The sequence below is a fragment of the Paraburkholderia lebeckiae genome (assembly GCF_050436325.1).
GTDB lineage: Bacteria > Pseudomonadota > Gammaproteobacteria > Burkholderiales > Burkholderiaceae > Paraburkholderia > Paraburkholderia tuberum.
This window is the reverse complement of sequence record NZ_JBNDLZ010000003.1, coordinates 1,455,321-1,478,126: the sequence shown is the minus strand read 5'-3', so window position 1 is coordinate 1,478,126 and position 22,806 is coordinate 1,455,321. Positions and strand designations below refer to the sequence as shown.

The window sequence follows — 22,806 nt, the reverse complement described above, 5'->3', positions numbered from 1 at the left end:
GCGCGGCGCAATTTCAGGCGGCCAGCATTTCCTTCGCGTGCTTGCGCGTGGTCGCCGTGATTTCGAGGCCGCCGAGCATTCGCGCGACTTCCTCGATGCGGCTCGCCTTGTCGAGCGAGCTCACGCTGCTGAGCGTGCCGCCGGTGCCGTTGCTCGTCTTTGCGACCTGGAAATGATGATCGCCGCGCGCGGCGACCTGCGGCAGATGGGTCACGCACAGCACCTGGCGCGCCTCGCCGAGCTGATGCAATAGCCGTCCGACCACTTCGGCCACGCCGCCGCCGATGCCCGTATCCACTTCGTCGAAGATCAGCGTCGGTGTCGGGCTGGCCGCGCTCGCGATCACTGCGAGCGCGAGACTGATACGCGCGAGTTCGCCGCCTGACGCAACCTTCGCGAGCGGCCGCAGCGGCACGCCGGCATGACCGGCGACGCGAAACTCGATCTGCTCGAGCCCGTGCGCGCCGCCTTCGAGCAGCGGCACCAGCGCGACCTCGAAGCTGCCGCCTTTCATCGACAGTTCCTGCATGCCGGTCGTGACCGCCTCGCCGAGCGCCTTGCCTGCTTTCGCGCGTGCCTTCGACAGCTTTTTCGCCTCGGCGACGAACACTTCCTTCGCTTGCGCCTCGGCGGCGCGCAGGCCGTCGAGGTCGGCGGCGGCGTCGAGCGCGGCCAACTGCTTGCGCCGCTCTGCGTGTTCTTCCGGCAGCGTCTCAGGCCGCAGGCGAAACTTGCGCGCAGCCGAGTGCAGCGCGTCGAGGCGCTTTTCGACCTGCGCGAGCCGCTCCGGATCGAGCTCGAGCTTCTGCGCGTAGTGGCTCAGCGAATACGCGGCTTCCTGCAACTGGATTTCGGCCGGTTCGAGCGCGGCGAGCACGTCGTTCAGCGCTGGGTCGATCTCCGCGAGGTCGCGCACCTTCGACACGATCGAACCGAGATGCGTGATCATCGCGTCGTCCGATTCGGACAGCGCGCCGAGCGCTCCCTGCACGCCGTCGATCAGATTCGCGGAATGCGACAGCCGCCGATGCTCGGTGTTGACTTCTTCCCATTCGCCCGGCTGTGGCGCGAGCTTGTCGAGTTCAGTGAGTTGCCACGCGAGTCGCTCGCGTTCGAGTTGCAGCTCGCGATCGCGCGTTTGCGCCTGCTCGACGGCCTGCGCCTTGTCGCGCAACGTGCGCCACGCGCGCGTTACGGCGGCGGCCAGGTCGGACAGGCCCGCGTGCGTGTCGAACAGCTCGCGCTGCGCGTCCGGGCGCATCAGCAACTGGTGCGCGTGCTGGCCGTGAATATCGACGAGCATCTCGCCGACCTCGCGCAGCTGCGCGAGCGTGGCCGCCGTACCGTTGATGAACGCGCGCGAGCGGCCGTTCGCGTCGACCACCCGCCGCAGCATCACGGTGCCGCCGTGCTGGCCGTCGTCAGCCGCGCCGAGCGCCTGCGTGTCGAGCCATTGATCGACCTGTGCGTGCGTCTCGAACTCCGCGGTGATGTCGGCGCGGCTCTCGCCGGTGCGCACGACGCTCGCCTCGGCGCGCGCGCCTAGTGCCAGCGCGAGCGCGTCGATCAGGATCGATTTGCCGGCGCCAGTTTCGCCCGAGAAAACGGTAAAGCCGCTGTCGAATTCAAGGTCGAGCGCGGCGACGATGACGAAGTCGCGTATCGAGAGGTGGCGAAGCATGGAGGTCGTCGGGTGAGCTTGGGATTCGGGTGGCGGCCGCGGCGGCGTGCGAAATCAAAGTGCCGCTTACGGCCTCGGGTCTTCTTCGTGCGACGGGTACTCGTGCCAGTGCAGCTTCTTGCGTAGCGTCGCGTAGTAGCTGTAGCCGACCGGATGCAGCATCGGCACCGTGTGGCGCGAACGGCGCACCTCGATCGTGTCACCGAGCTCCAGCGACGTGAACGACTGCATGTCGAAATTGACGTTCACTTCGCGCCCGGAAACGATCTGGATGCCGACCTTCGATTCGTCGGGCAGCACGATCGGCCGGTTCGACAGCGCGTGCGGCGCGATCGGCACGAGCACGATGCCCTGTAGTTGCGGATGCAGGATCGGCCCCTGCGAGGACAGCGCGTACGCGGTCGAGCCGGTCGGCGTCGCGACGATCAGGCCGTCCGAGCGCTGGTTGTACATGAAGCGTCCGTCGACCGACACGCGCAGCTCCGCCATGCCCGAGAAGCCGCTGCGGTTGACCACCACGTCGTTGAACGCGAGCGCGTGGTAGATCGGCGTGCCGTCGCGCACGATGCGCGCTTCGAGCAGCACGCGCTCCTCGCGCTCGAAATTGCCGGACAGCATCTGCGGCACGATCTCGCGCATGTCGGAGATCGGGATGTCCGTGATGAAGCCGAGGCGCCCGTGGTTGATGCCGATCAAGGGCGTGCGATACGGCGCGAGCTGGCGGCCGATGCCGAGCATCGTGCCGTCGCCGCCGAGCACCACGGCGACGTCGGCGCGCGCGCCGATCTCGGCGAGACGCAGCGCCGGATAGTCGGTCACGCCGATTTCGGCGGCGGTGTCGGCTTCGAACACGACTTCGAGGCCGAGCTTTGCGATGCACGCGGCGAGCGCGGTCAGCGGCTCGCCGATGCCTGGCGTATTGCTGCGCCCGACGAGCGCGACGGTCTTGAACTGGCTGGTCACTTGCATGCCGGCATTACACCATAGGTAGGGCCTGAAAAGAACCGCCGACCAACCCGGTTGTGGGGCGGCGCACGCAGGGCGTCTGCGTATGTCGCGATTATCGTTAGAATGGTGAAGACCTGATGACGTGCGAGCCTGCTGACGGCGGCGCATTCGCCGGGAGCGGGCGCCGCGGGCGCTCGCGGCTGCGGTGCCATTGAGCTAAAATTTTTCGTCATGCTAGATCCTCGCGCACAAACCCTCCTCAAAACGCTGATTGAGCGCTACATCGCCGAAGGTCAGCCGGTCGGCTCGCGCACGCTGTCACGTTATTCGGGCCTCGAACTGAGTCCGGCCACGATCCGCAACGTGATGTCCGACCTCGAGGATCTGGGGCTCGTGATCAGTCCGCATACGTCGGCAGGGCGCATTCCGACGCCACGCGGCTACCGCCTGTTCGTCGACACGATGCTGACGGTCGAATCCGCCGCCGACGAGGAGGCGGTGACGCGCACCGTCAAGACCACGCTGCAGGTGGGCGAGCCGCAGAAGATCGTCGCCGCGGCGGCGAGCGTGCTGTCAAATCTGTCGCAGTTCGCCGGCGTCGTGCTCACGCCGCGTCGCAGCCACGTGTTCAAGCAGATCGAATTCATGCGCCTGTCCGATCAGCGCATTCTGCTGATCATCGTGACGCCCGAAGGCGACGTGCAAAACCGCATCCTCGCCACCCAGCGCGACTTTTCGCCCTCGCAGCTGGTGGAAGCCTCCAATTACATCAACGCGCACTTCGCGGGCCTCTCGTTCGACGAGGTGCGCCGCCGCCTGCGCGAGGAAATCGACGAACTGCGTGGCGACATGACCTCGCTGATGCACGCGGCCGTCACCGCAAGTACCGACGAATCCGACACCGGCGAGACCGTGTTGATCTCGGGCGAGCGCAATCTGCTCGAAGTCGCCGATCTTTCGTCGGACATGGCGCGCCTGCGCAAGCTGTTCGATGTGTTCGACCAGAAGACCAGCCTCCTTCAGTTGCTAGACGTGTCGAGTCACGCGGCGGGCGTGCAAATATTCATTGGCGGCGAATCGAATCTGGTACCGATCGAGGAAATGAGCGTCGTCACCGCGCCGTACGAGGTGAACGGCAAGATCGTCGGCACGCTCGGTGTGATCGGACCGACCCGCATGGCCTACAACCGCGTGATTCCGATCGTGGACATAACCGCGCGGCTGTTGTCCATAACGCTCAGCCAGCAGTAGTTCTCGGGCTCCGCGGAACTGGCGTCATCGCAGTCCGTGGCGACCATGATGCGCGAACGCGCGGCGCCTGCCAATCGGCCGAATGGCCAGGGTCTGGCGGCGCCGGACAGAACCCGCGCCGCTATAATGAATCTCCATTGAATCGACTCGCCGCATGATGCGGTGATTTCTGCTACCTATGCGCTTCGACCTCGAGCGGCCTTCGCAGAACGCCACGTCGCATCGCGTCGCCGTGTTGCTGATCAATCTCGGCACGCCCGACGCGCCGACGCCGCGTGCGGTGCGCCGCTACCTCGCGCAGTTCCTGTCCGATCCTCGCGTGGTCGAAATTCCGGTGCTGCTGTGGCAGCTCATTCTGCGTCTGCTGATTCTGCCGTTTCGCGGCCGCAGCTCTGCGAAAAAGTATGCGGCGGTGTGGATGCCCGAGGGCTCACCGCTGCGCGTCCACACCGAAAAGCAGGTCGAAGGCCTGCGCCATCTGCTGCAACTGAACGACTACACGGTGCTGGTCGACTACGCGATGCGCTACGGCACGCCCGGCATTCCGGCGATGCTGAACCAGCTGAAGCTCGCGGGCGCCGAGCGCGTGTTGCTGATGCCGATGTATCCGCAGTATTCGGCGTCGACCACCGCGACCGCGTTCGACGAAGCCTTTTCCGCGCTCAAGCGCATGCGCAACCAGCCGGAAATCCGCACCGTGCGCCAGTACGCCGATCACCCGGCGTACATCGCGGCGCTCGCCGCACAGGTCCATCACTACTGGCATCTGCACGGCCGCCCCGATTTCGCGGCGGGCGACAAGCTCGTGCTCAGTTTCCACGGCGTGCCCAAGCGCACGCTCGACCTCGGCGACCCGTACCACGAGCAATGCCAGCAGACCGGCGCGCTGCTGATCCAGGCGCTCGATTTGACGCCGGTCGAATGCCGCATCACGTTCCAGTCGCGCTTCGGCAAGGCTGAATGGCTGCAGCCCTACACGGCGCCAACGTTGAGGGAACTCGGCGCGGCAGGCGTGCGGCGTGCTGACGTGTTTTGCCCGGGTTTCACCGCCGACTGCCTCGAAACGGTCGAGGAAATCGGCATGGAAGTGCGCGACGAATTTCTGCAGGCGGGTGGCAAGGAGTTTCACCGGATCGCCTGTCTGAACGCGTCGCACCCGTGGGTTGCCGCGCTTGGCGAAATCGTTGCGCAGCATCTGCAGGGCTGGCCCGTGCAGGCGGTGCCGGTGCCGCACACGACAGGAGCTTGAATACGCAGATGAACTACCGCATTTCAACCGAACCGGGCGCGAAACTGCGCATCGACAAATGGCTGTGGGCCGCGCGCTTCTTCAAGACGCGTTCGCTGGCCGCGGAGGCGGTCGACAAGGGGCGGGTGCGTATCGGCGGCGTGGCCGTGAAGCCGGCGAAGGACGTGCGTGTCGGCGATCTGGTCGAAATCGAGATCGAGCGCTACGTGTGGCAGGTGGAAGTGCTGGGCGTATGCGACGTACGCGGTCCGGCGAGCGTCGCGCAGACGCTTTATGTGGAAACCGCGCAGAGCAAGGCGAAGCGGCAGGTCGAGCAGGAGCGGCGCAAGGTGTACCACGAGCCGGCCGCCGCGCTGCACGGCCGACCGACCAAACGCGACCGGCGCACTATCGACAGATTTTCAGGTGGGGATTGAAAAACTGCTCCACGGTGGCGTGTGCGCCCCCGTACTCGGTGGTGTGGTCGTTGACCGCACCGGACATGCAGATGGTCGTGGTGCCGGCGATCAGTACCAGTGCGACCACCCCGATTGCAAAGGTCAGTTTCACGGTACTCCCCTTGATGGGCTGAAACAGGCTTTCGGAACGACTGTCAGGTGTCGGTAAGCTTACGTCAGATTAGGGTTAACGTGGCGTTGCCGCTCCATGACTGGAGAATAGGTCAGTTGCGGGCCGCACTCAATCTCTATCTGATTGCGCCACGTTGAGGCTTGTTACGGCGCATTTCGCCTGCACGTCGGTGGTGCGAAAAATCCCTCGGACCGCTTGAAACGGCTTTTTCAGGCCCCATCTGGAGTCCGGTCTGGCGGATCGTCGCGACGACGCGCGTCGCGATTTTGCAAAGCATGAATCGTACTGTGTCGGAACGGCTTGCACCGCCTTTGGCTTTTACTTTTTAACGACTTTCAGCGACATGGAAAACACGCAAGAGAACCCGACGAGCCAGAATCCCACGCCCGCCGAAGAAGCCGCGCGCCAGGCCGCCGAGGCGGCCGAGGCCGCTGCTCAACAGCCGGATACCGGCAGCCCCGCGGAACCGGCCCAGGATGCCGCCGAGCAGGCGCTGGCCGACGCTCAGGCGAAGATCGCCGAGTTGCAGGAAAGCTTCCTGCGCGCGAAGGCCGAAACCGAAAACGTGCGCCGTCGCGCTCAGGAAGACGTCGCCAAGGCGCACAAGTTTGCGATCGAGAGCTTCGCCGAGCATCTGCTACCGGTGGTCGACAGTCTCGAGGCGGCCGTCGCCCATTCGTCCGACGACTTGCAGAAGGTCCGCGAAGGCGTCGAGCTCACGCTGCGGCAGTTGAGCGGCGCGCTCGAGAAGGGTCGCGTCGTGGCGATCAATCCGGTCGGCGAAAAGTTCGACCCGCATCGCCATCAGGCCATTTCGATGGTGCCGGCCGACCAGGAGCCGAATACCGTCGTCGCGGTGCTGCAAAAGGGTTTCGTGATCGCGGATCGCGTGCTGCGTCCCGCGCTCGTGACCGTCGCGGCGCCGAAGTAATCACGTCGACACTCGCTCCGGGCATTTGCGCCGGTGGCGTCTGCTGCGTCGCTTCGCATCGCTACGTGCCGCAAGGATCCCATCGATTCAGGCACTTGCGGCGAACCCCGCCGGGGGCGCCGCGCAGGCTGACGGAGCGAGCTCGGAGCGAAGATTCAGGCGCCTCGCCCCGTGATTGAAAAAAATTAAAGACCGCATCGCAAAAGAGGTCTTGAAAACGATGTGGCCGCACTTATTTTGAGTGCAGGTATGAATTGAGAGCGGATCGTCCCGCCGCCAGATGGGTCCACCGGGCGCTTTCCGCAGCGATCAAAGTCAGGAGATTTGTAAAAATGGGCAAAATCATCGGTATCGACCTCGGCACGACCAACTCGTGCGTGGCGATCATGGAAGGCAACTCGGTCAAGGTCATCGAGAACTCGGAAGGCGCGCGCACCACGCCGTCGATCATCGCTTACATGGATGACAGCGAGATCCTGGTCGGCGCGCCGGCCAAGCGTCAGTCGGTCACGAACCCGAAGAACACGCTGTTCGCGGTCAAGCGCCTGATCGGCCGCCGTTTCGAAGAGAAGGAAGTGCAGAAGGACATCGGCCTGATGCCCTACAAGATCATCAAGGCCGACAACGGTGACGCATGGGTCGAAGTGCGCGACCAGAAGCTCGCGCCGCCGCAAATCTCCGCCGAAGTCCTGCGCAAGATGAAGAAGACCGCTGAGGACTACCTTGGCGAGACCGTCACGGAAGCCGTGATCACGGTGCCGGCGTACTTCAACGACAGCCAGCGTCAGGCAACCAAGGACGCCGGCCGCATCGCCGGTCTCGAAGTCAAGCGGATCATCAACGAACCGACCGCCGCGGCTCTCGCGTTCGGTCTGGACAAGGCCGAAAAGGGCGATCGCAAGATCGCGGTGTACGACCTGGGCGGCGGCACGTTCGACGTGTCGATCATCGAAATCGCGGACGTCGACGGTGAAATGCAGTTCGAAGTGCTGTCCACGAACGGCGATACGTTTCTCGGCGGCGAAGACTTCGACCAGCGCATCATCGACTACATCATCGGCGAGTTCAAGAAGGAGCAGGGCGTCGATCTGTCGAAAGACGTGCTCGCGCTGCAGCGCCTGAAGGAATCGGCTGAAAAGGCCAAGATCGAACTGTCGTCGAGCCAGCAGACCGAAATCAACCTGCCGTACATCACGGCGGACGCATCGGGTCCGAAGCACCTGAACCTGAAGATCACGCGCGCCAAGCTGGAAGCGCTGGTCGAAGACCTGATCGAACGCACCATCGAGCCGTGCCGTGTCGCGATCAAGGACGCGGGCGTGAAGGTCGGCGAAGTCGACGACGTGATCCTGGTCGGCGGTATGACCCGTATGCCGAAGGTGCAGGAAAAGGTGAAGGAGTTCTTCGGCAAGGATCCGCGCCGTGACGTGAACCCGGACGAAGCCGTGGCCGTTGGTGCCGCGATCCAGGGCCAGGTTCTGTCGGGCGACCGCAAGGACGTGCTGCTGCTCGACGTGACCCCGTTGTCGCTCGGCATCGAAACGCTCGGCGGCGTGATGACGAAGATGATCAACAAGAACACGACGATCCCGACCAAGCACGCGCAGGTCTACTCGACGGCTGATGATAATCAAGGCGCCGTGACGATCAAGGTGTTCCAGGGCGAACGCGAAATGGCAGCGGGCAACAAGCTGCTCGGCGAGTTCAACCTCGAAGGCATTCCGCCGGCACCGCGCGGCGTGCCGCAGATCGAAGTGAGCTTCGACATCGACGCGAACGGCATTCTGCACGTCGGCGCGAAGGACAAGGCGACCGGCAAGGAGAACCGCATCACGATCAAGGCGAACTCGGGTCTGTCCGAAGCCGAAATCGAGAAGATGGTGAAGGACGCCGAAGCGAACGCGGAAGAAGATCACAAGCTGCGTGAGCTGGCCGACGCCCGCAACCAGGGTGATGCGCTCGTCCACAGCACGAAGAAGGCGCTGACCGAGTACGGCGACAAGCTCGAAGCTGGCGAGAAGGACAAGATCGAAGCTGCGTTGAAGGACCTCGAAGACACGCTGAAGAGCAACTCGAGCGACAAAGCCGCGATCGAAGCGAAGATCGAAGCGGTGGCCACGGCCTCGCAGAAGATGGGCGAGAAGATGTACGCCGACATGCAGGCTGCGCAAGGTGCCGAAGCGGCGGCGGGCGCGGCGGGCGGTGCCGGTGCATCGGCGGGTGCGAGCCAGCAGGCCGACGATGTGGTCGACGCTGACTTCAAGGAAGTGAAGAAAGACTAAAGCCAGGTCGGCATCCGACCGTAAAGCCGTGCACAGCGATGTGCACGGCCCGGCTGCACGAGATCGGCGCCCATGGGGCGCCTCGAGTGCAAGAGCGGTTTTCGCGCCTGGCGAGCCTTTTTGGGGCTCTCCGGGCACGTTTGTTTTATGGAGGGCGTTGTTTTGAACCGTGCCTTGGCGCGGCGCAGACAGCGGCCGGACGAGTCGTGAGACTCCACAGCATTCACAAGGAGCTACCGCGTCGCTTTGCGCGGTGGCGTTGAACCGATATGGCGAAACGGGATTACTACGAGGTTCTGGGCGTCGCAAAGAACGCGAGCGACGACGAAATCAAGAAGGCTTATCGCAAGCTCGCGATGAAGCACCACCCCGACCGCAATCCGGGCCACAAGGATGCGGAAGAGCATTTCAAGGAGGTGAAGGAAGCCTATGAAATGCTGTCGGATTCGCAAAAGCGCGCCGCGTACGATCAGTACGGTCACGCGGGCGTCGATCCGAACATGGGTGGGGCCGGCGCGCAAGGTTTCGGCGGCTTTGCCGATGCATTCGGCGACATCTTCGGCGACATCTTCGGCCAGGCGGCCGGCGGCGGCGCACGCGGAGGCGGCCGCGCGGGCCCGCAGGTGTATCGCGGCGCCGATCTGCGCTACAGCATGGAAATCACGCTCGAGCAGGCGGCGCACGGCTACGACACGCAGATTCGCGTGCCGAGCTGGGTTTCGTGCGAAGTCTGCCATGGCTCGGGCGCGAAGCCGGGCACCAAGCCGGAAACCTGCCCGACCTGTAGCGGCTCGGGTTCGGTGCGCATGTCGCAGGGCTTCTTCAGCATCCAGCAGACTTGCCCGAAGTGCCACGGCACCGGCACCTACATCCCTGAGCCGTGCAATCACTGCCACGGCGCGGGCAAGGTGAAGGAAACCAAGACACTCGAAGTGAAGATCCCGGCCGGTATCGACGACGGCATGCGCATCCGCTCGGCCGGCAACGGCGAGCCGGGCATCAACGGCGGTCCGTCGGGCGATCTGTACGTCGAGATTCATATCAAGCAGCACTCGGTGTTCGAGCGTGACGGCGACGATCTGCATTGCCAGATGCCGATCCCGTTCACTACCGCGGCGCTCGGCGGCGATATAGAAGTGCCGACGCTCGCCGGTCGCGCCAGCTTCACGGTGCCGGAAGGCACGCAGTCCGGCAAGACGTTCCGTTTGCGCGGCAAGGGCATCAAGGGGTTGCGTTCGAGCATCGCCGGCGATCTGTACGTACACGTGCAGGTCGAAACGCCGGTCAAGCTCACCGAAGCGCAGCGCGATCTGCTCAAGCAGTTCGAAAAGGCGCTCGTGGAAGGCGGTTCGCGGCATAGTCCGCAAAGCAAGAGCTGGTTCGATCGCGTAAAGAGCTTTTTCGATTGATTTGATTCGGCGGTCAGTATGACGGTGGACAGTCGCGGCGCGGTGTTCGCGCTGCTCGACGATTGCGGTGCAACGGCGGCGCTTCCGTCCAGCCGCTTGTACACGGGTTTCGTGCGCGAGCGGGTCTGCACGGACGCGGCGCAGCTCGAAGGCGTGTGCGAAAGCGTCGCGGCGGATACCCGGAGCGGTTTGCACGCTGTCGTGCTCGCCGATTATGAATTTGGCCGCGCGCTGATGGGTTTCGATGCGCGCCGGTCTTCTGAAACGCAGCGTGGCAATGCCTCGCTGCGTTTTTTATTGTTCGAACGCTGTGCGAAGCTTTCGCGCAACGAGGTCGACGCGTGGCTGATGACGCGCGACAACGGCGCTCTGGAGCCGTCGGTCGCGGGCACGGCGAACGTGCGCGAGAGCGTCGATTGCGCCGAGTTCGACGCGGCGATCGACGCGATTCACGCCGCCCTCCGCGCGGGCGATTCCTATCAGGTCAACTACACGTACCGCCTCGGCTTCGACGTGTTCGGCTCGCCGCTCGCGTTCTATCGGCGGTTGCGCGCGCGCCAGCCCGTGTCGTTCGGCGCGCTGATCGCTTTGCCGGACGATGCGTGGGTGCTGTCGTGTTCGCCCGAACTGTTCGTCGAAAAGCACGGCCCGACGTTGCGCGCGCGGCCGATGAAGGGCACGGCGCCGCGCTCACAAGATCCTGCCGTCGACCGGGGTAACGCCGAGTTCCTGGCCACCGATCCGAAGAACCGCGCCGAGAACGTCATGATCGTCGATCTGTTGCGCAACGATCTGTCGCGAGTCGCGCGGATCGGCTCGGTCAGCGTGCCGGCGTTGTTTTCGGTCGAGCCGTATGCGTCGGTGTGGCAGATGACGTCGACGGTCGAGGCGATGTTGCTCGACGGCACCTCGTTCGCGACGATCCTGCGCGCGCTGTTCCCGTGCGGTTCGATTACCGGTGCGCCGAAGCATCGCACGATGCAGTTGATCGACGAACTGGAAAGCACGCCGCGCGGGCTCTATACCGGCGCGATCGGCTGGCTCGATGCGCCGGGCGATGATCACGATTGCGGCGACTTCTGCATGTCGGTCGCGATTCGCACGTTGACATTGACCGCGTCATCGGCGTCAGACGGTGGCACGAACGGTCTGCGCGGCAGCCTGGGCATCGGCGCGGGCATCGTGCTCGACAGCGTGGCCGCCGACGAGCACGAGGAGTGTCGATTGAAAGCACGTTTTCTGACGGGCGCCGAGCCGGGTTTCGAACTGTTCGAAACGATGTACGCCACGCGGGAATACGGCGTGCGGCACGTAGAACGACATCTGCGGCGCTTGTCGTCGAGCGCCGCGACGCTTGGCTTCGGGTTCGACGAAGCGCGCGTTCGTGAGGAGATTTCAGCGCGGTGCGCCACGCTCCCGGCGCAGATGCCGCATCGTATGCGGCTTGCTTTGAGCAAGAGCGGGGTGACCCAGATCTCGGCCGCGATACTTGCGCCGTTGGCGGATGCGATCGTTGGTGTTCTGCTCGGTCCCGAAGCGCAGTTCGCGCCGACCCACGCCGCCGATCCGCTGCTGCGCCACAAGACCACGCGCCGGGCAGACTACGACCGCGGCTGGCGCGAAGCCGAGGCGAAGGGCGCCTTCGATACGCTGTTTTTCAACGAACGGGGCGAACTGACCGAAGGCGGCAGGTCGAACGTGTTCGTGAAGCTCGCGGGACAATGGTGGACGCCGCCGCTCGCGTCAGGCGTGCTGCCAGGTGTAATGCGAAGCGTGTTGCTCGACGACGCGTCGGGCTTGCGGGCAGGTGAAAAAGTGCTGACGCGGGCGGATGTGCTGAACGCCGAAGCGCTGCTCGTGTGCAACGCGTTGCGCGGCGCGGTGCCGGCACGGCTAGTTGGTTAGAGCACTGAAAAATACGGGAATGCCGCGCGCTCGCGCGGCAACGAAGCATCAGAACGTGTGCTCGGTGCCGGGAAACGTGCCGTCCTTTACCGCCCGCACATACGCCTCGACGGCCGCCTGAATATTCGGCTGCCCTTGCATGAAATCCTTCACGAAACGCGGTCGCTTGCCAGGAAAAATCCCGAGCATGTCGTGCAGCACCAGCACCTGACCCGAGCAGCCGAGGCCCGCGCCGATACCAATCGTCGGAATGCGCAGCTGCTGCGTGACCTCGCCCGCGAGTTGCGACGGGATCGCTTCCATCACGATCAATTGCGCGCCGGCTTCCTGCACGGCGAGCGAATCGCGCAGCAACTGGCTCGCGCCCGCTTCGGTCCTGGCCTGCACCTTGAAGCCGCCGAACGCATGCACCGACTGCGGCGTGAGACCCACATGCGCGCACACCGGAATCGAGCGCTCGACCAGAAACCGCACCGTGTCGGCGAGCCATTCGCCGCCTTCAAGCTTGACCATCTGCGCGCCCGCGCGCATCAGTTCGACCGAGCTCCTGAATGCGTCTTCGCGCGTGCCGTAGGTGCCGAACGGCAGGTCCGCGACGATCAGCGCCGACGGCCGCGCGCGCGCGACGCTCGCCGTGTGATACGCGATGTCGGCAAGCGACACCGGCAGCGTGGTCGCCTGGCCTTGCAGCACGTTGCCGAGGGAGTCGCCGATCAGCAGCACGTCGACGCCCGCGCGATCGAGCAGCGCGGCGAAGCTCGCGTCGTAACAGGTGAGCATGGCGATCTTTTCGCCAGCGTCGCGCATTGCCTGCAGTTTCGGCACGGTGATCGCGCTCCGGCTCGCTTCCTGCAAATAAGTCATGGTCAATCCAGTGAAAAAAATGAACTAGCCGCGCCGCTTACAGCGACGTGGCTTTAACAAAGAATTCCTTGCGGCCGCGCATCGTCTCGATGCGTTCGGCGAGCAGCGCAAGGTCCGCGTCGGAGTCGAGCGGATTCAGGTGTTCGGCGTTGACCGTCAGCACGGGCGTGCGGTCGTAGTGGTAGAAGAACTCGTTGTACGCGTCGCACAGCGCGCGCAGATAGGCATCGGAAATCTGCAGCTCCATCGGCACCGCGCGCTTCTGGATGCGCGCGAACAGCACCTCTGGGCTCGCCTGCAGATAGACGACGAAGTCCGGCTCCGGCGCGCTGACCTCGAGCCGCATGGCAAGCGCGCGGTACAACTGCCACTCGTCTTCCTGCAAGGTCAGACGCGCGAAGATGTCGTTTCGCTGCGTGATGAAGTCGGCGATCAGCGGCGTGCCGCTCGCCTGCGCGGTGCTGACTTCCTGCGCCTGCTGCGCGCGTTGCAGCGCGAAGTGCAACTGCACCGGTAGCGCATACCGCGTGGTGTCGCGATAGAAGCGTTCAAGAAATGGATTGTCTTGCGAGCGTTCGAACAGTTCGTGCATCGACCAGCGTTGCGCGAGGCGCCGCGCAAGTGAGGTTTTGCCGACGCCGATCGGCCCTTCGATCGCGATATAGCCGAACGGCGGGCGCAGCTGCGGCGCGGTGACCGTGAGCGGCGGCGAACTCATTCGCAACGGCCTTTCTCGGCGGAATTGCCGGTCAGCGCATTGAGCATCGGGCATAGGCAGGGCGACTTCACCTTCTCGATGCGCTGATCGCTGACGCTGTCGAGCAGCGCGGCGGCCCGGCCATGCAGCGGAATGACGATCGCCGCGTCGATCTCGACGAGCGGCACCAGCGCAAACGCGCGCTCGACGAGGCGTGGGTGCGGCACGATCAGATCGGCTTCGTCGATCGATTGATCGCCATACAGCAGGATGTCGAGATCGAGCGTGCGCGGCGCATTCCGGAACGGCCGCTCACGGCCGAACTGATGCTCGATCTTGTGGCACAGCGCGAGCAGATGCCGCACGGGGAGCGTCGTTTCCAGCTTCACGACGCAGTTGAAAAAGTCGTCGCCGCCCGCGTCGATCGGGGCAGTGCGATACAGGCTCGATTTGGCGAGCACGGTGATGGTGTGCTGTTGTGCGAGGCACACCACCGCGTCTTTCAGGGTCTGGCGCGCGTCCCCGAGATTCGCGCCGAGGCCAAGATAAGCAACCGTCATGGCATATCTTCCTGCAACTATCGTTTTGACGGCTTTTCCGCGAACGCCGCGTCAGTCTTCGTGCGAGCCTTCGCGGCCTGCGTCGTTGTCCGTGCGTTCGGCGGACGAGCCGCCCTCCACCCCGTCACCTGATTTGCGGCTTCCGGCGCCACCGCGCCGCCGTCGTTTTCTGGGGCTCCGGTCCTTCCCGCCTTGCGTGAGCAATGCCTCGCGCGCGGCGGCGTCTCCTTCGATGAACTCCGTCCACCACGCACCGACCGACTCGTCGAGTTCGCCCGATGCGCAGCGCAACAGGAGGAAATCATACCCCGCTCTAAATCTTTGGTGTTCCAGCAGCTTCAGCGCGCTGCGGCCCGAGCGCTTTTCGAGGCGCAGCTGCAGGCCCCAGATCTCGCGCATGTCGGCCGAGAAGCGCTTGTGGATCGCGAGCTTTTCGGTCTGCATGTCGAGCACTTCGTCCATCGAGCGATGCAGCGCGGGCACCGGAAACTCGCCTTCGGCCTCGAACTTCTGCCAGCGCTGCTGCACGTCGTGCCACAACAGCGTCGCGAACAGGAAGCCCGGCGACACCGGCTTGCCGGCGAGCACGCGTGCATCTGTGTTAGAGAGTGCCAGAGAAATGAATTTTTCGCCGGTCGGCTGCTCGAGCACGACGTCGATCAGCGGCAACAGCCCGTGATGCAGGCCTTCCTGGCGCAGTCGCTTCAGGCACGCGAGCGCGTGACCCGACAGCATCAGCTTCAGCATTTCGTCGAACAGACGCGCGGCGGGCACGTTGTTGATCAGATCGGCCATCTTCTCGATCGGCGCGCGCGTGGCGTCGTCGATGTCGAAGTCGAGCTTGGCGGCGAAGCGCACGACGCGCAGCATGCGCACCGGATCCTCGCGATAGCGCGTGGCCGGGTCGCCGATCATGCGCAACAGGCGCGCGCGCATGTCGGCCATGCCGTTGTGGTAGTCCAGCACGGTTTGCGTGGCCGGATCGTAGTACATCGCGTTGATCGTGAAGTCGCGGCGCGTGGCGTCCTCGTGCTGCTCGCCCCACACGTTGTCGCGCAGCACGCGGCCGCTCGCATCGACCGCGTGGGTGCGGCGGTCGAGCTCGTCGCGCTTCAGACGCTTCGGCGGCGGCGCGTCGGCCGCGGGCGAATCGACCAGCGCGCGGAACGTCGAGGTCTCGATGATTTCCTGGCCGAACTGCACGTGCACGATCTGGAAGCGCCTGCCAATGATGCGCGCGCGGCGGAACAGCTTCTGCACCTGTTCGGGGGTCGCGTCGGTCGCGACGTCGAAGTCTTTCGGCTTGACGCCGAGCAGCAGATCGCGCACCGCGCCGCCGACGATGAACGCACGGAAGCCCGCCTGTTGCAGGCCCTCGGTCACGCGGATCGCATTGCGCGAGATCAGCGTGGGGTCGATGCCGTGCACGTCGTGCGGAATGATGACGGGTACGTCCGGCTCGCGCGGCGCTTTCGCGGCAGCAGCGGCTCCTGCGGACTTGCGGCGCGGCCGCGCGGCCGTGCCGGAAGCGGTCGTGCCGGATACGGACTTGCCGCGCGCCGGCGGCTTGCCATTGGCATTGCCGTCGACGCTGGCGGCGGGGGAGAGCGTGTCGTCAGCGGTCGCCGTGTCCTGGCCGAATAGCTTGCGGATGAGTTTCTTGATCACGAGGGTTGGAAGAGTTCGAGGATGCGCCAGCCTTTGGCCTGCGCATGGGCGCGCAACGTGTCGTCCGGATTGGTCGCGATGGGATCGGTGACTTTTTCGAGCAGCGGGATGTCGTTGTGCGAATCGCTATAGAAATAGCTGTGCTCGAAGTCGCTCCAGCTCTTGCCGAGCGATGCGAGCCACATTTCGGTGCGCACGATCTTGCCTTCCTTGTAGCTCGGCGTGCCGGTCGGGCGACCGGTGTAGGCGCCGTGCGGCTCGCCGCCGACGGTCTCCGCCTCGCACGCGATCAGCGTGTCGACGCCGAACGCCTGCGCGATCGGCCGCGTGATGAACTCGTTGGTCGCGGTGACGACGCAGCACAGGTCGCCCGCTTCACGATGCTGTTTCACGAGTTCGAGCGCCACCGGCTGGATGGCCGGCGTGATGACCTCGTGCATGTACTGCGCGTGAAAGTCGGCGAGCTGCGCGCGTGTGTACTTCGCGAGCGGCGTCAGCATGGCGATGAGATAAGCGTGAATGTCGAGCTTGCCGGCCTTGTAGTCGGCGTAAAAGCGATCGTTTTCACGGGCGAAATTTTCGGCGTCGACCATGCCTTTTTTCACCATGAAGCGGCCCCATTCGTGGTCGCTGTCGGTGGGAATGAGCGTGTGGTCGAGATCGAAGAGTGCAAGGTTAGCCATGGGGGCCTATTTTACTTGAAGCGGGAAGAGCGGCGTGTGAACCCGGCGCGGCGGCGGGGTCGGGCGACGCGAGCATCGTGCGCAACAGCGGCAGCGTGACCGCGCGTTTCTGTTCGAGCGAGAAGCGGTCGAGCGCGTCGAGCAGCGCCATCAGGCTCGGCATGTCGCGGCGAAAGTGCGTGAGCAGGTAGGCCGGCACGTCGTCGGCGAGCATGATGCCGCGCTCGCGCGCCGCGCGTTTCAATACCGCGGCCTTCGCGTCGTCGGGCAACGGCGCAAGATGAAACACCAGTCCCCAGCCGAGGCGCGTGCGCAAATCTTCGCGCACCGTCATGCCGATCGGCGCCGCGTTGCCCGCAGCGACAAGCGCGCTGGTCGGATGCGCCCGCACTTCGTTGAACAGGTTGAACACGGCGATCTGCTGCGCGGCCGACAGCGCATCGCAGTCGTCGATCGCATAGAGCGCGACGCGCGGATCGAAGCCGAAGGCGGCGAGGCTGCTTTGCGGGCCGGCGAAGCGCGCATGCCCCGGCGGCGCTTCGTGCACGAGCGCCTGCAGCAGGTGCGTGCGGCCGCTGCCGGCTTCGCCCCAGATGTAGAAGGTGCGATCGGCGACCGGTCCGGAGGCGAGCGCATCGTCGAGCTCACGCAGGCGCGTGACCAGCTCGGCGTTCGCGCCGGCGAAGAAATTGTCGAATGTCGATGGCGGCGGGGTGCCGAGATCGAGCGTCAGTTGACGAAGCACAGTAGGTTAATGCCGAAAATGAGGCTCAGGCCGCGAGTGGCCCGGACCTCGGGGCCTGGACCGTTGCCAGGCGCTCAGTTGTCGTGAAGCGTGCTCGCCGGGTCGTGAGGCCGCGCGTCGCGTGAATTCCAGCCAGGGGGCCAGCATCGGGTAAAATCGCATTTTACCGACCTTCGAGCTTTTCCCCATGAATCAACCGAAATCCGCCGAGCATTCAACCGATTCGGCCCAAGGTTTGTCGTATCGCGACGCCGGCGTGGACATCGATGCGGGTGACGCGCTCGTCGACGCCATCAAGCCCTTTGCCAAGAAAACCCTGCGCGACGGCGTGCTGGGCGGCATCGGTGGATTCGGCGCGTTGTTCGAAGTGCCGAAGAAGTACAAGGAACCGGTGCTAGTGTCCGGCACCGACGGCGTCGGCACCAAGCTGCGTCTCGCGTTCCAGCTGAACAAGCACGACACGGTCGGCCAGGATCTGGTCGCGATGAGCGTCAACGACATCCTCGTGCAGGGCGCCGAGCCGCTGTTCTTCCTCGACTATTTCGCCTGCGGCAAGCTCGACGTCGGCACGGCGGCGACCGTCGTGAAGGGCATTGCGCACGGCTGCGAGCTGTCGGGCTGCGCGCTGATCGGCGGCGAAACCGCGGAAATGCCGGGCATGTACCCGGACGGCGAATACGATCTGGCTGGTTTCGCGGTCGGCGCGGTCGAAAAGAGCAAGATCATCGACGGCAGCAAGATCGCGTCGGGCGACGTGGTGCTCGGGCTCGCGTCGAGCGGCATCCATTCGAACGGCTTTTCGCTCGTGCGCAAGATCATCGAGCGTGCCAATCCCGATCTGAACGCGGATTTCGACGGCCGCACGCTCGCCGACGCGCTGATGGCGCCGACGCACATCTACGTGAAGCCGCTGCTCGCGCTGATGCAGCAGATCGAGGTCAAGGGTATGGCGCACATCACGGGCGGCGGGCTGGTCGAGAACATTCCGCGCGTGCTGCGCGAAGGCCTGACGGCCGAGCTCGACCATCGCGCGTGGCCGCTGCCGCCGCTGTTCTCGTGGCTGCAGAAGCACGGCGGCGTCGCCGATGCGGAGATGCATCGCGTGTTCAACTGCGGTATCGGTATGGCGGTGATCGTGTCCGCGGCGGATGCCGAAGCGGCGATCGGTCTGCTGTCCGCGGCGGGCGAGCAGGTCTGGAAGATCGGCACGGTCCGTGAGAGCGCAGCGGGTGAAGCGCAGACGGTCGTGGTCTAAAGGTGGACGAGGGCTCGCGTGGCGTGCCGCAATGGTGCGCCGCGCGGGCTTCGAATCCTTTGCTTCACATTTCCCGCTTCAAATTCCCGCTTTACGTCCCTCCGATTCCCTCACGCTGATCGGCGCCTCAAACCAGCGTTTCGATCAATTTCACCACCCGCGCCGTCGCGTGCGGATCGCAGCAATCCACCACCTGTCTTTCCGGCATGCTGCGCAGCCACGTGAGCTGCCGCTTGCAGAGTTGCCGCGTCGCGAAGACGCCCTTGTCGCGCATGGTCCGATAGTCGACCGCGCCATCGAGGTATTCCCACACCTGCCGATACCCGACGCAGCGCATCGACGGCATCTCGGGCAGTAGATCGCCGCGCGCGCGCAGCTTCACCACTTCATCGACGAAACCGTGCGCGAGCATCGAATCGAAGCGCTGCTCGATGCGCGCGTGCAGCACGCCACGCTCGGACGGCTCCAGCGCGACCGGCACGAAGCGTGCCGATGCTGCGTCGTCGGTGCGCGCGGGCGCGGCGAGCAGCGTCGACATCGGCTGACCGGTCAGCATGAACACCTCCAGCGCGCGCTGGATGCGCTGCGAATCGTTCGGCGCGAGACGCGCGGCCGTGACCGGATCGAGCGCGCCGAGCCGCGCGTGAAGCGCCGGCCAGCCGTCGCGGGCGGCGTCGGCGTCGAGCTTCGCGCGTACTTCGGCATCGGCGACGGGCAGGTCGTTGAGCCCCTGCGTGAGCGCCTTGTAGTACAGCATCGTGCCGCCGACCAACAGCGGCAGCCGCCCGCGCGCATGAATTTCTCCGACGAGCCGCAGCGTATCGGCGCGAAACTGCGCGGCCGAGTACGAGTCGGCTGGATCGACGATATCGATCAGATGATGCGGCGCGACCGCGCGTTCTTCCGCGGTCGGCTTCGCGGTGCCGATGTCCATCTCGCGATAGACGAGCGCCGAGTCGACGCTGATGATTTCGACCGGCCGCCGCGCGGCGAGCGCGAGCGCGGCGGCGGTCTTGCCGGACGCTGTCGGGCCGAGCAGGCACGGGATGGGGGTAGGGCGTGACGTCATGGGCAAGCGGGCGCGCGGCGCAACGGTGTGATCGAAACGCAGCGGCGTTACTGCCCGCGCATGAACAGCCGATCGAGATCGGCCAGCGTCAGCTGATACCAGGTCGGACGCCCGTGGTTGCACTGATCGGCGCGCTCGGTCGCTTCCATCTGGCGCAACAGCGCGTTCATTTCGTCGAGCGTCAGACGCCGGTTCGCGCGCACCGCGTGATGGCACGCGAGCGTGCCGAGCAGTTCGTGCTGACGCTCGGTCAGCACGCGCGAGCCGCCGAATGCATGCAGGTCGGACAGCACCGCGCGCGCCAGCGCTTGCAGGTCGGCGTCCTTCAGCAATGCGGGGACCGCGCGGATCGCGAGCGTGGTCGGCGACAGCACCGCGAGGTCGAAGCCGAGCGCATCGAGCGTATCGCGCTCTTCCTCGACCGTGCCGATTTCGACCGGATCGGCCTGCATCGTCTGCGGGATCAGCAGCGGCTGCACGGCGATTGCGCGGTCGGCGAGCGCGCTCTTGAACTGCTCGTACAGGATGCGCTCGTGTGCCGCATGCATGTCGACGATCACGAGCCCTTGGCGGTTCTGTGCGAGCACGTAGATGCCGTGGATCTGGCCGAGCGCGAAGCCGAGCGGCTGGTCGTCGGTGGCGTCGAATGCGGGGGAAGCGGGGCGCGACGCGAACGGCGCTGCGTCGTATGGCGACGTCGTGTCGGTTGCGGAGTCGCGCGCTTCGAACAGCGACGCACCTTCGACCCGGCCGGCAAGCGGATCCTTGCGGCCGAACAGCGCGTCGTAACCGGCGAGCGGTTGCGCGACCGGCAGCGTGCCTTGCGTCATGCGTGCCTGGCGCATCCACGTGTTGCCAGGCTGCGAGGCGCCCGGGGCGCCGAAGCTGCTGAAGCCGCTGCCGCCGCCAAGGACGCCGCGGCTTCCCGCGCCGAAGCCCGCGCCGCTCGAAAGACCGGCGCCCGTTCCAATGCCGTCGCCTACGCCGCTTGTGACACCCGGCGGCGGCGAACCAGATGAAGCCGGTCCACCGGCCGACGGTTCCAGGTGCGCCGCATGCCCGCCCGCCGTCGTTTCAGGCGACGCGCCCGCGTGCCGCGCGAGCGCGCGCTGTACCGCATGGAACACGAACTGGTGGATCGAGCGCGAATCGCGGAAACGCACCTCGATTTTCGACGGATGTACGTTCACGTCGACGCCTTCGGGCGGCAGATCGAGGAACAGCACGTACGATGGATAACGCTCGCCGTGCAGCACGTCTTCATACGCGGCGCGCACCGCGTGCGTGAGCAGCTTGTCCCGCACGAAGCGGCCGTTGACGAAGAAATACTGCTGATCGGCGCGACCGCGGCTCGCGGTCGGCAGACCGGCGCAGCCGTAGATCGCAAGCGGACCGGCGGATTCGTCGAGCGGCAGATGGGCGGTCGCGAACGTCTCGCCGAGAATCTTCGCAACCCGCGCGGGCGGCTCGCTCGCGTTCCAGTGCTCGACGGCCTTGCCGTTGTGCAGCACCGAGATCGCGACGTCCGGCCGCGCGAGCGCGGCGCGGCGGATCTGTTCAAGACAGTGGCCGAGTTCGGTCTGTTCGCTTTTCAGGAATTTGCGGCGTGCCGGGGTATTGAAGTACAGCTCGCGGACTTCGATCGTCGTGCCCTGGGTGCCGGCGGCGGGACTCACCACGCCGGTTTCCGCGTCGATGCGCACCGCGTGTGGCACATCTGCGGTGCGGCTCGTGATGCTCATCTGCGCGACCGACGCGATCGACGCCAGCGCTTCGCCGCGGAACCCGAGCGTCGCGACCGCTTCGAGCTCGGCGAGCGAGCGGATCTTGCTGGTCGCATGGCGCGTCAGGGCGAGCACGAGTTCGTTCTCGGGGATGCCGCAGCCGTCGTCGGTAATCGAGATGCGTTTGACGCCGCCTTCGTCGAGCAGGATGCGCAGCGTCTGCGCGCCCGCGTCGAGCGCATTCTCGAGCAGCTCCTTGACTACCGACGCCGGCCGCTCGACCACTTCGCCGGCGGCGATCTGGCTGATCAATTGATCGGGGAGCGGCTGGATGGCGCGCAACGGACGCGGCGCGGGCGCCGCGCGAGAGGCGTCGGAAGGTGCGGCCGCGGCCGCGGTGCCCGCAGGCGTTTCGGAGAATTCGGACATGGCGAAATTATAGCGACTTGGCGCACGCCGCCGCGCAGACGCCCAACCAGCAGATTTTCATTCGACCCGAGGCACTTTCGGTATCATGTCGCGGTCAATTCGCAGCGGTCGGCTCGCCGCTTGCTGCCCTTGTTGCTGGGTCGCGCGGCGGCCGTTTTCCCTCTACGCACATACCGGTTTAAAAGGACGTTCCTTGGATACGCTGCTACATTTCGCCAATCTTGTCCTGCACATCGACAAGTTTCTCGGAGACTTCATTCACGTGTACGGTGTCTGGGTCTACGCGGTGCTGTTCGCGATCGTGTTCGCTGAAACGGGGCTCGTGGTGCTGCCGTTTCTGCCGGGCGATTCGCTGCTGTTCATCGGCGGCGCGTTCTGCGCGACCGGGCAGATGCATCTCGGGCTGCTGATCCTGTTGCTGCTGGTGGCGGCGGTCTCGGGCAATACGACCAACTATCTGATCGGCCGCGCGATCGGACCGCGCGTGTTCAATACGCACATTCCGGTGCTCGAGCGCTTTCTCGATCGCGCCGCGCTGCAGAAGACTCACAACTTCTATGAAAAGCACGGCGGCAAGACGATCGTGCTCGCGCGTTTCATCCCGGTCGTGCGGACGTTTGCGCCGTTCGTCGCGGGCGCGTCGTCGATGACGTGGAGCCGCTTCCAGATGTTCAACGTTGTCGGCGCGCTGTCGTGGGTGCTGCTGCTGACACTGCTCGGCTATTTCTTCGGCAACATCCCGTTCATCCGTCAGTATCTGAACGTGATCGTGCTGGTCGGTATCGGCGCGGCGATCGTGCCGATCGTGCTCGGCGCGCTGTGGAAGATGCTGCGCAAGAATGGCGCGAACGCGAGTACGCGTGGATGACGAGTTGTTTGCGGTATT

General features: G+C 65.1%; 20 protein-coding genes. 9 read left to right on the top strand and 11 right to left on the bottom strand.

Annotation, left to right across the window (positions count from 1 at the left end; all coding sequences use genetic code 11):
* Window positions 1–13: 13 nt before the first annotated feature.
* Window positions 14–1,681: a DNA repair protein RecN gene (recN, locus tag OKW44_RS24685; RefSeq protein ID WP_018419476.1), complete on the bottom strand. Its 1,668-nt coding sequence runs from the start codon at window positions 1,679–1,681 to the stop codon at window positions 14–16.
* A 66-nt stretch (window positions 1,682–1,747) separates the two neighbouring features.
* Window positions 1,748–2,650 (bottom strand): NAD kinase, encoded by a 903-nt coding sequence (locus OKW44_RS24680; RefSeq protein WP_018419477.1) that lies wholly within the window; start codon window positions 2,648–2,650, stop codon window positions 1,748–1,750.
* 210 nt (window positions 2,651–2,860) lie between these two features.
* Here OKW44_RS24680 and hrcA point away from each other — a divergent pair, with 210 nt between their 5' ends.
* The 3 genes from hrcA to OKW44_RS24665 all read left to right on the top strand — a co-directional run bounded on the left by hrcA (window position 2,861) and on the right by OKW44_RS24665 (window position 5,545).
* Window positions 2,861–3,880, top strand: a complete 1,020-nt coding sequence (gene hrcA, locus OKW44_RS24675; RefSeq protein ID WP_018419478.1) for a heat-inducible transcriptional repressor HrcA — start codon at window positions 2,861–2,863, stop codon at window positions 3,878–3,880.
* A 178-nt stretch (window positions 3,881–4,058) separates the two neighbouring features.
* Entirely contained in the window at window positions 4,059–5,129 is a 1,071-nt protein-coding gene (gene hemH / locus OKW44_RS24670) for a ferrochelatase (RefSeq protein ID WP_018419479.1), read from the top strand.
* An 8-nt stretch (window positions 5,130–5,137) separates the two neighbouring features.
* Window positions 5,138–5,545 carry an RNA-binding S4 domain-containing protein gene (locus tag OKW44_RS24665; protein ID WP_018419480.1) on the top strand — a complete coding sequence of 136 codons (408 nt, stop codon included), beginning with the start codon at window positions 5,138–5,140 and terminating at the stop codon, window positions 5,543–5,545.
* Here the strand turns inward: OKW44_RS24665 and OKW44_RS24660 are convergent.
* Complete coding sequence (locus OKW44_RS24660) at window positions 5,517–5,678, bottom strand: hypothetical protein (protein WP_184002309.1); 162 nt, start codon at window positions 5,676–5,678, stop codon at window positions 5,517–5,519. The two genes, OKW44_RS24665 and OKW44_RS24660, sit on opposite strands and share 29 nt — an antisense overlap.
* A gap of 364 nt (window positions 5,679–6,042) precedes the next feature.
* On the opposite strand from OKW44_RS24660, the gene grpE reads away from it, so the two are divergent.
* The 4 genes from grpE to pabB all read left to right on the top strand — a co-directional run bounded on the left by grpE (window position 6,043) and on the right by pabB (window position 12,226).
* The gene (grpE, locus tag OKW44_RS24655) at window positions 6,043–6,630 is read left to right on the top strand and encodes a nucleotide exchange factor GrpE (protein WP_018419482.1); all 588 of its coding nucleotides are present in this window, start codon (window positions 6,043–6,045) and stop codon (window positions 6,628–6,630) included.
* Between the two features lie 332 nt (window positions 6,631–6,962).
* Window positions 6,963–8,912, top strand: coding sequence for a molecular chaperone DnaK (gene dnaK / locus OKW44_RS24650; RefSeq protein ID WP_018419483.1), 1,950 nt, complete (start codon window positions 6,963–6,965; stop codon window positions 8,910–8,912).
* Window positions 8,913–9,181: 269 nt separating this feature from the next.
* On the top strand, window positions 9,182–10,321 hold the full coding sequence (gene dnaJ / locus OKW44_RS24645; RefSeq protein WP_018419484.1) for a molecular chaperone DnaJ: 1,140 nt from the start codon (window positions 9,182–9,184) through the stop codon (window positions 10,319–10,321).
* A gap of 18 nt (window positions 10,322–10,339) precedes the next feature.
* On the top strand, window positions 10,340–12,226 hold the full coding sequence (gene pabB, locus OKW44_RS24640; RefSeq protein ID WP_018419485.1) for an aminodeoxychorismate synthase component I: 1,887 nt from the start codon (window positions 10,340–10,342) through the stop codon (window positions 12,224–12,226).
* Between the two features lie 48 nt (window positions 12,227–12,274).
* Here pabB and panB read toward each other — a convergent pair whose 3' ends face one another.
* From panB to hda, 6 genes are read right to left on the bottom strand one after another with little or no spacing between them, the layout of a single operon-like run.
* Window positions 12,275–13,090 (bottom strand): 3-methyl-2-oxobutanoate hydroxymethyltransferase, encoded by an 816-nt coding sequence (panB, locus tag OKW44_RS24635; RefSeq protein ID WP_018419486.1) that lies wholly within the window; start codon window positions 13,088–13,090, stop codon window positions 12,275–12,277.
* A gap of 37 nt (window positions 13,091–13,127) precedes the next feature.
* Entirely contained in the window at window positions 13,128–13,808 is a 681-nt protein-coding gene (locus tag OKW44_RS24630; RefSeq protein WP_018419487.1) for a deoxynucleoside kinase, read from the bottom strand.
* The gene (folK, locus tag OKW44_RS24625) at window positions 13,805–14,347 is read right to left on the bottom strand and encodes a 2-amino-4-hydroxy-6-hydroxymethyldihydropteridine diphosphokinase (protein WP_018419488.1); all 543 of its coding nucleotides are present in this window, start codon (window positions 14,345–14,347) and stop codon (window positions 13,805–13,807) included. Before folK ends, OKW44_RS24630 begins: the two co-directional genes overlap by 4 nt.
* Before the next feature lie 51 nt (window positions 14,348–14,398).
* Window positions 14,399–16,015, bottom strand: coding sequence for a polynucleotide adenylyltransferase PcnB (gene pcnB / locus OKW44_RS24620; protein WP_018419489.1), 1,617 nt, complete (start codon window positions 16,013–16,015; stop codon window positions 14,399–14,401).
* Window positions 16,012–16,698 (bottom strand): histidinol-phosphatase, encoded by a 687-nt coding sequence (locus OKW44_RS24615; RefSeq protein ID WP_018419490.1) that lies wholly within the window; start codon window positions 16,696–16,698, stop codon window positions 16,012–16,014. Before OKW44_RS24615 ends, pcnB begins: the two co-directional genes overlap by 4 nt.
* Window positions 16,691–17,443: a DnaA regulatory inactivator Hda gene (hda, locus tag OKW44_RS24610; RefSeq protein WP_018419491.1), complete on the bottom strand. Its 753-nt coding sequence runs from the start codon at window positions 17,441–17,443 to the stop codon at window positions 16,691–16,693. The genes OKW44_RS24615 and hda overlap by 8 nt, the downstream gene beginning before the upstream one ends.
* A gap of 187 nt (window positions 17,444–17,630) precedes the next feature.
* Between hda and purM the strand changes: the two genes are divergently transcribed.
* Entirely contained in the window at window positions 17,631–18,698 is a 1,068-nt protein-coding gene (purM, locus tag OKW44_RS24605; protein ID WP_018419492.1) for a phosphoribosylformylglycinamidine cyclo-ligase, read from the top strand.
* A gap of 127 nt (window positions 18,699–18,825) precedes the next feature.
* On the opposite strand, the gene miaA is transcribed toward purM, so the two are convergent.
* Together miaA and mutL are read right to left on the bottom strand one after the other, a co-directional pair.
* A complete protein-coding gene (gene miaA / locus OKW44_RS24600) occupies window positions 18,826–19,767 on the bottom strand; it encodes a tRNA (adenosine(37)-N6)-dimethylallyltransferase MiaA (RefSeq protein ID WP_018419493.1) in 942 nt (313 codons plus the stop codon).
* A 47-nt stretch (window positions 19,768–19,814) separates the two neighbouring features.
* The gene (mutL, locus tag OKW44_RS24595; RefSeq protein ID WP_018419494.1) at window positions 19,815–21,920 is read right to left on the bottom strand and encodes a DNA mismatch repair endonuclease MutL; all 2,106 of its coding nucleotides are present in this window, start codon (window positions 21,918–21,920) and stop codon (window positions 19,815–19,817) included.
* A gap of 193 nt (window positions 21,921–22,113) precedes the next feature.
* Here mutL and OKW44_RS24590 point away from each other — a divergent pair, with 193 nt between their 5' ends.
* Complete coding sequence (locus OKW44_RS24590) at window positions 22,114–22,788, top strand: VTT domain-containing protein (protein ID WP_018419495.1); 675 nt, start codon at window positions 22,114–22,116, stop codon at window positions 22,786–22,788.
* Window positions 22,789–22,806: the final 18 nt, after the last annotated feature.

Coding starts and splice junctions, on each gene's coding strand:
- recN (WP_018419476.1), bottom strand. CDS start 1,681: ATGCTTCGCCACCTCTCGATACGCGACTTCGTCATCGTCGCCGCGCTC.
- OKW44_RS24680 (WP_018419477.1), bottom strand. CDS start 2,650: ATGCAAGTGACCAGCCAGTTCAAGACCGTCGCGCTCGTCGGGCGCAGC.
- hrcA (WP_018419478.1), top strand. CDS start 2,861: ATGCTAGATCCTCGCGCACAAACCCTCCTCAAAACGCTGATTGAGCGC.
- hemH (WP_018419479.1), top strand. CDS start 4,059: ATGCGCTTCGACCTCGAGCGGCCTTCGCAGAACGCCACGTCGCATCGC.
- OKW44_RS24665 (WP_018419480.1), top strand. CDS start 5,138: ATGAACTACCGCATTTCAACCGAACCGGGCGCGAAACTGCGCATCGAC.
- grpE (WP_018419482.1), top strand. CDS start 6,043: ATGGAAAACACGCAAGAGAACCCGACGAGCCAGAATCCCACGCCCGCC.
- dnaK (WP_018419483.1), top strand. CDS start 6,963: ATGGGCAAAATCATCGGTATCGACCTCGGCACGACCAACTCGTGCGTG.
- dnaJ (WP_018419484.1), top strand. CDS start 9,182: ATGGCGAAACGGGATTACTACGAGGTTCTGGGCGTCGCAAAGAACGCG.
- pabB (WP_018419485.1), top strand. CDS start 10,340: ATGACGGTGGACAGTCGCGGCGCGGTGTTCGCGCTGCTCGACGATTGC.
- panB (WP_018419486.1), bottom strand. CDS start 13,090: ATGACTTATTTGCAGGAAGCGAGCCGGAGCGCGATCACCGTGCCGAAA.
- OKW44_RS24630 (WP_018419487.1), bottom strand. CDS start 13,808: ATGAGTTCGCCGCCGCTCACGGTCACCGCGCCGCAGCTGCGCCCGCCG.
- folK (WP_018419488.1), bottom strand. CDS start 14,347: ATGACGGTTGCTTATCTTGGCCTCGGCGCGAATCTCGGGGACGCGCGC.
- OKW44_RS24615 (WP_018419490.1), bottom strand. CDS start 16,698: ATGGCTAACCTTGCACTCTTCGATCTCGACCACACGCTCATTCCCACC.
- purM (WP_018419492.1), top strand. CDS start 17,631: ATGAATCAACCGAAATCCGCCGAGCATTCAACCGATTCGGCCCAAGGT.
- miaA (WP_018419493.1), bottom strand. CDS start 19,767: ATGACGTCACGCCCTACCCCCATCCCGTGCCTGCTCGGCCCGACAGCG.
- mutL (WP_018419494.1), bottom strand. CDS start 21,920: ATGTCCGAATTCTCCGAAACGCCTGCGGGCACCGCGGCCGCGGCCGCA.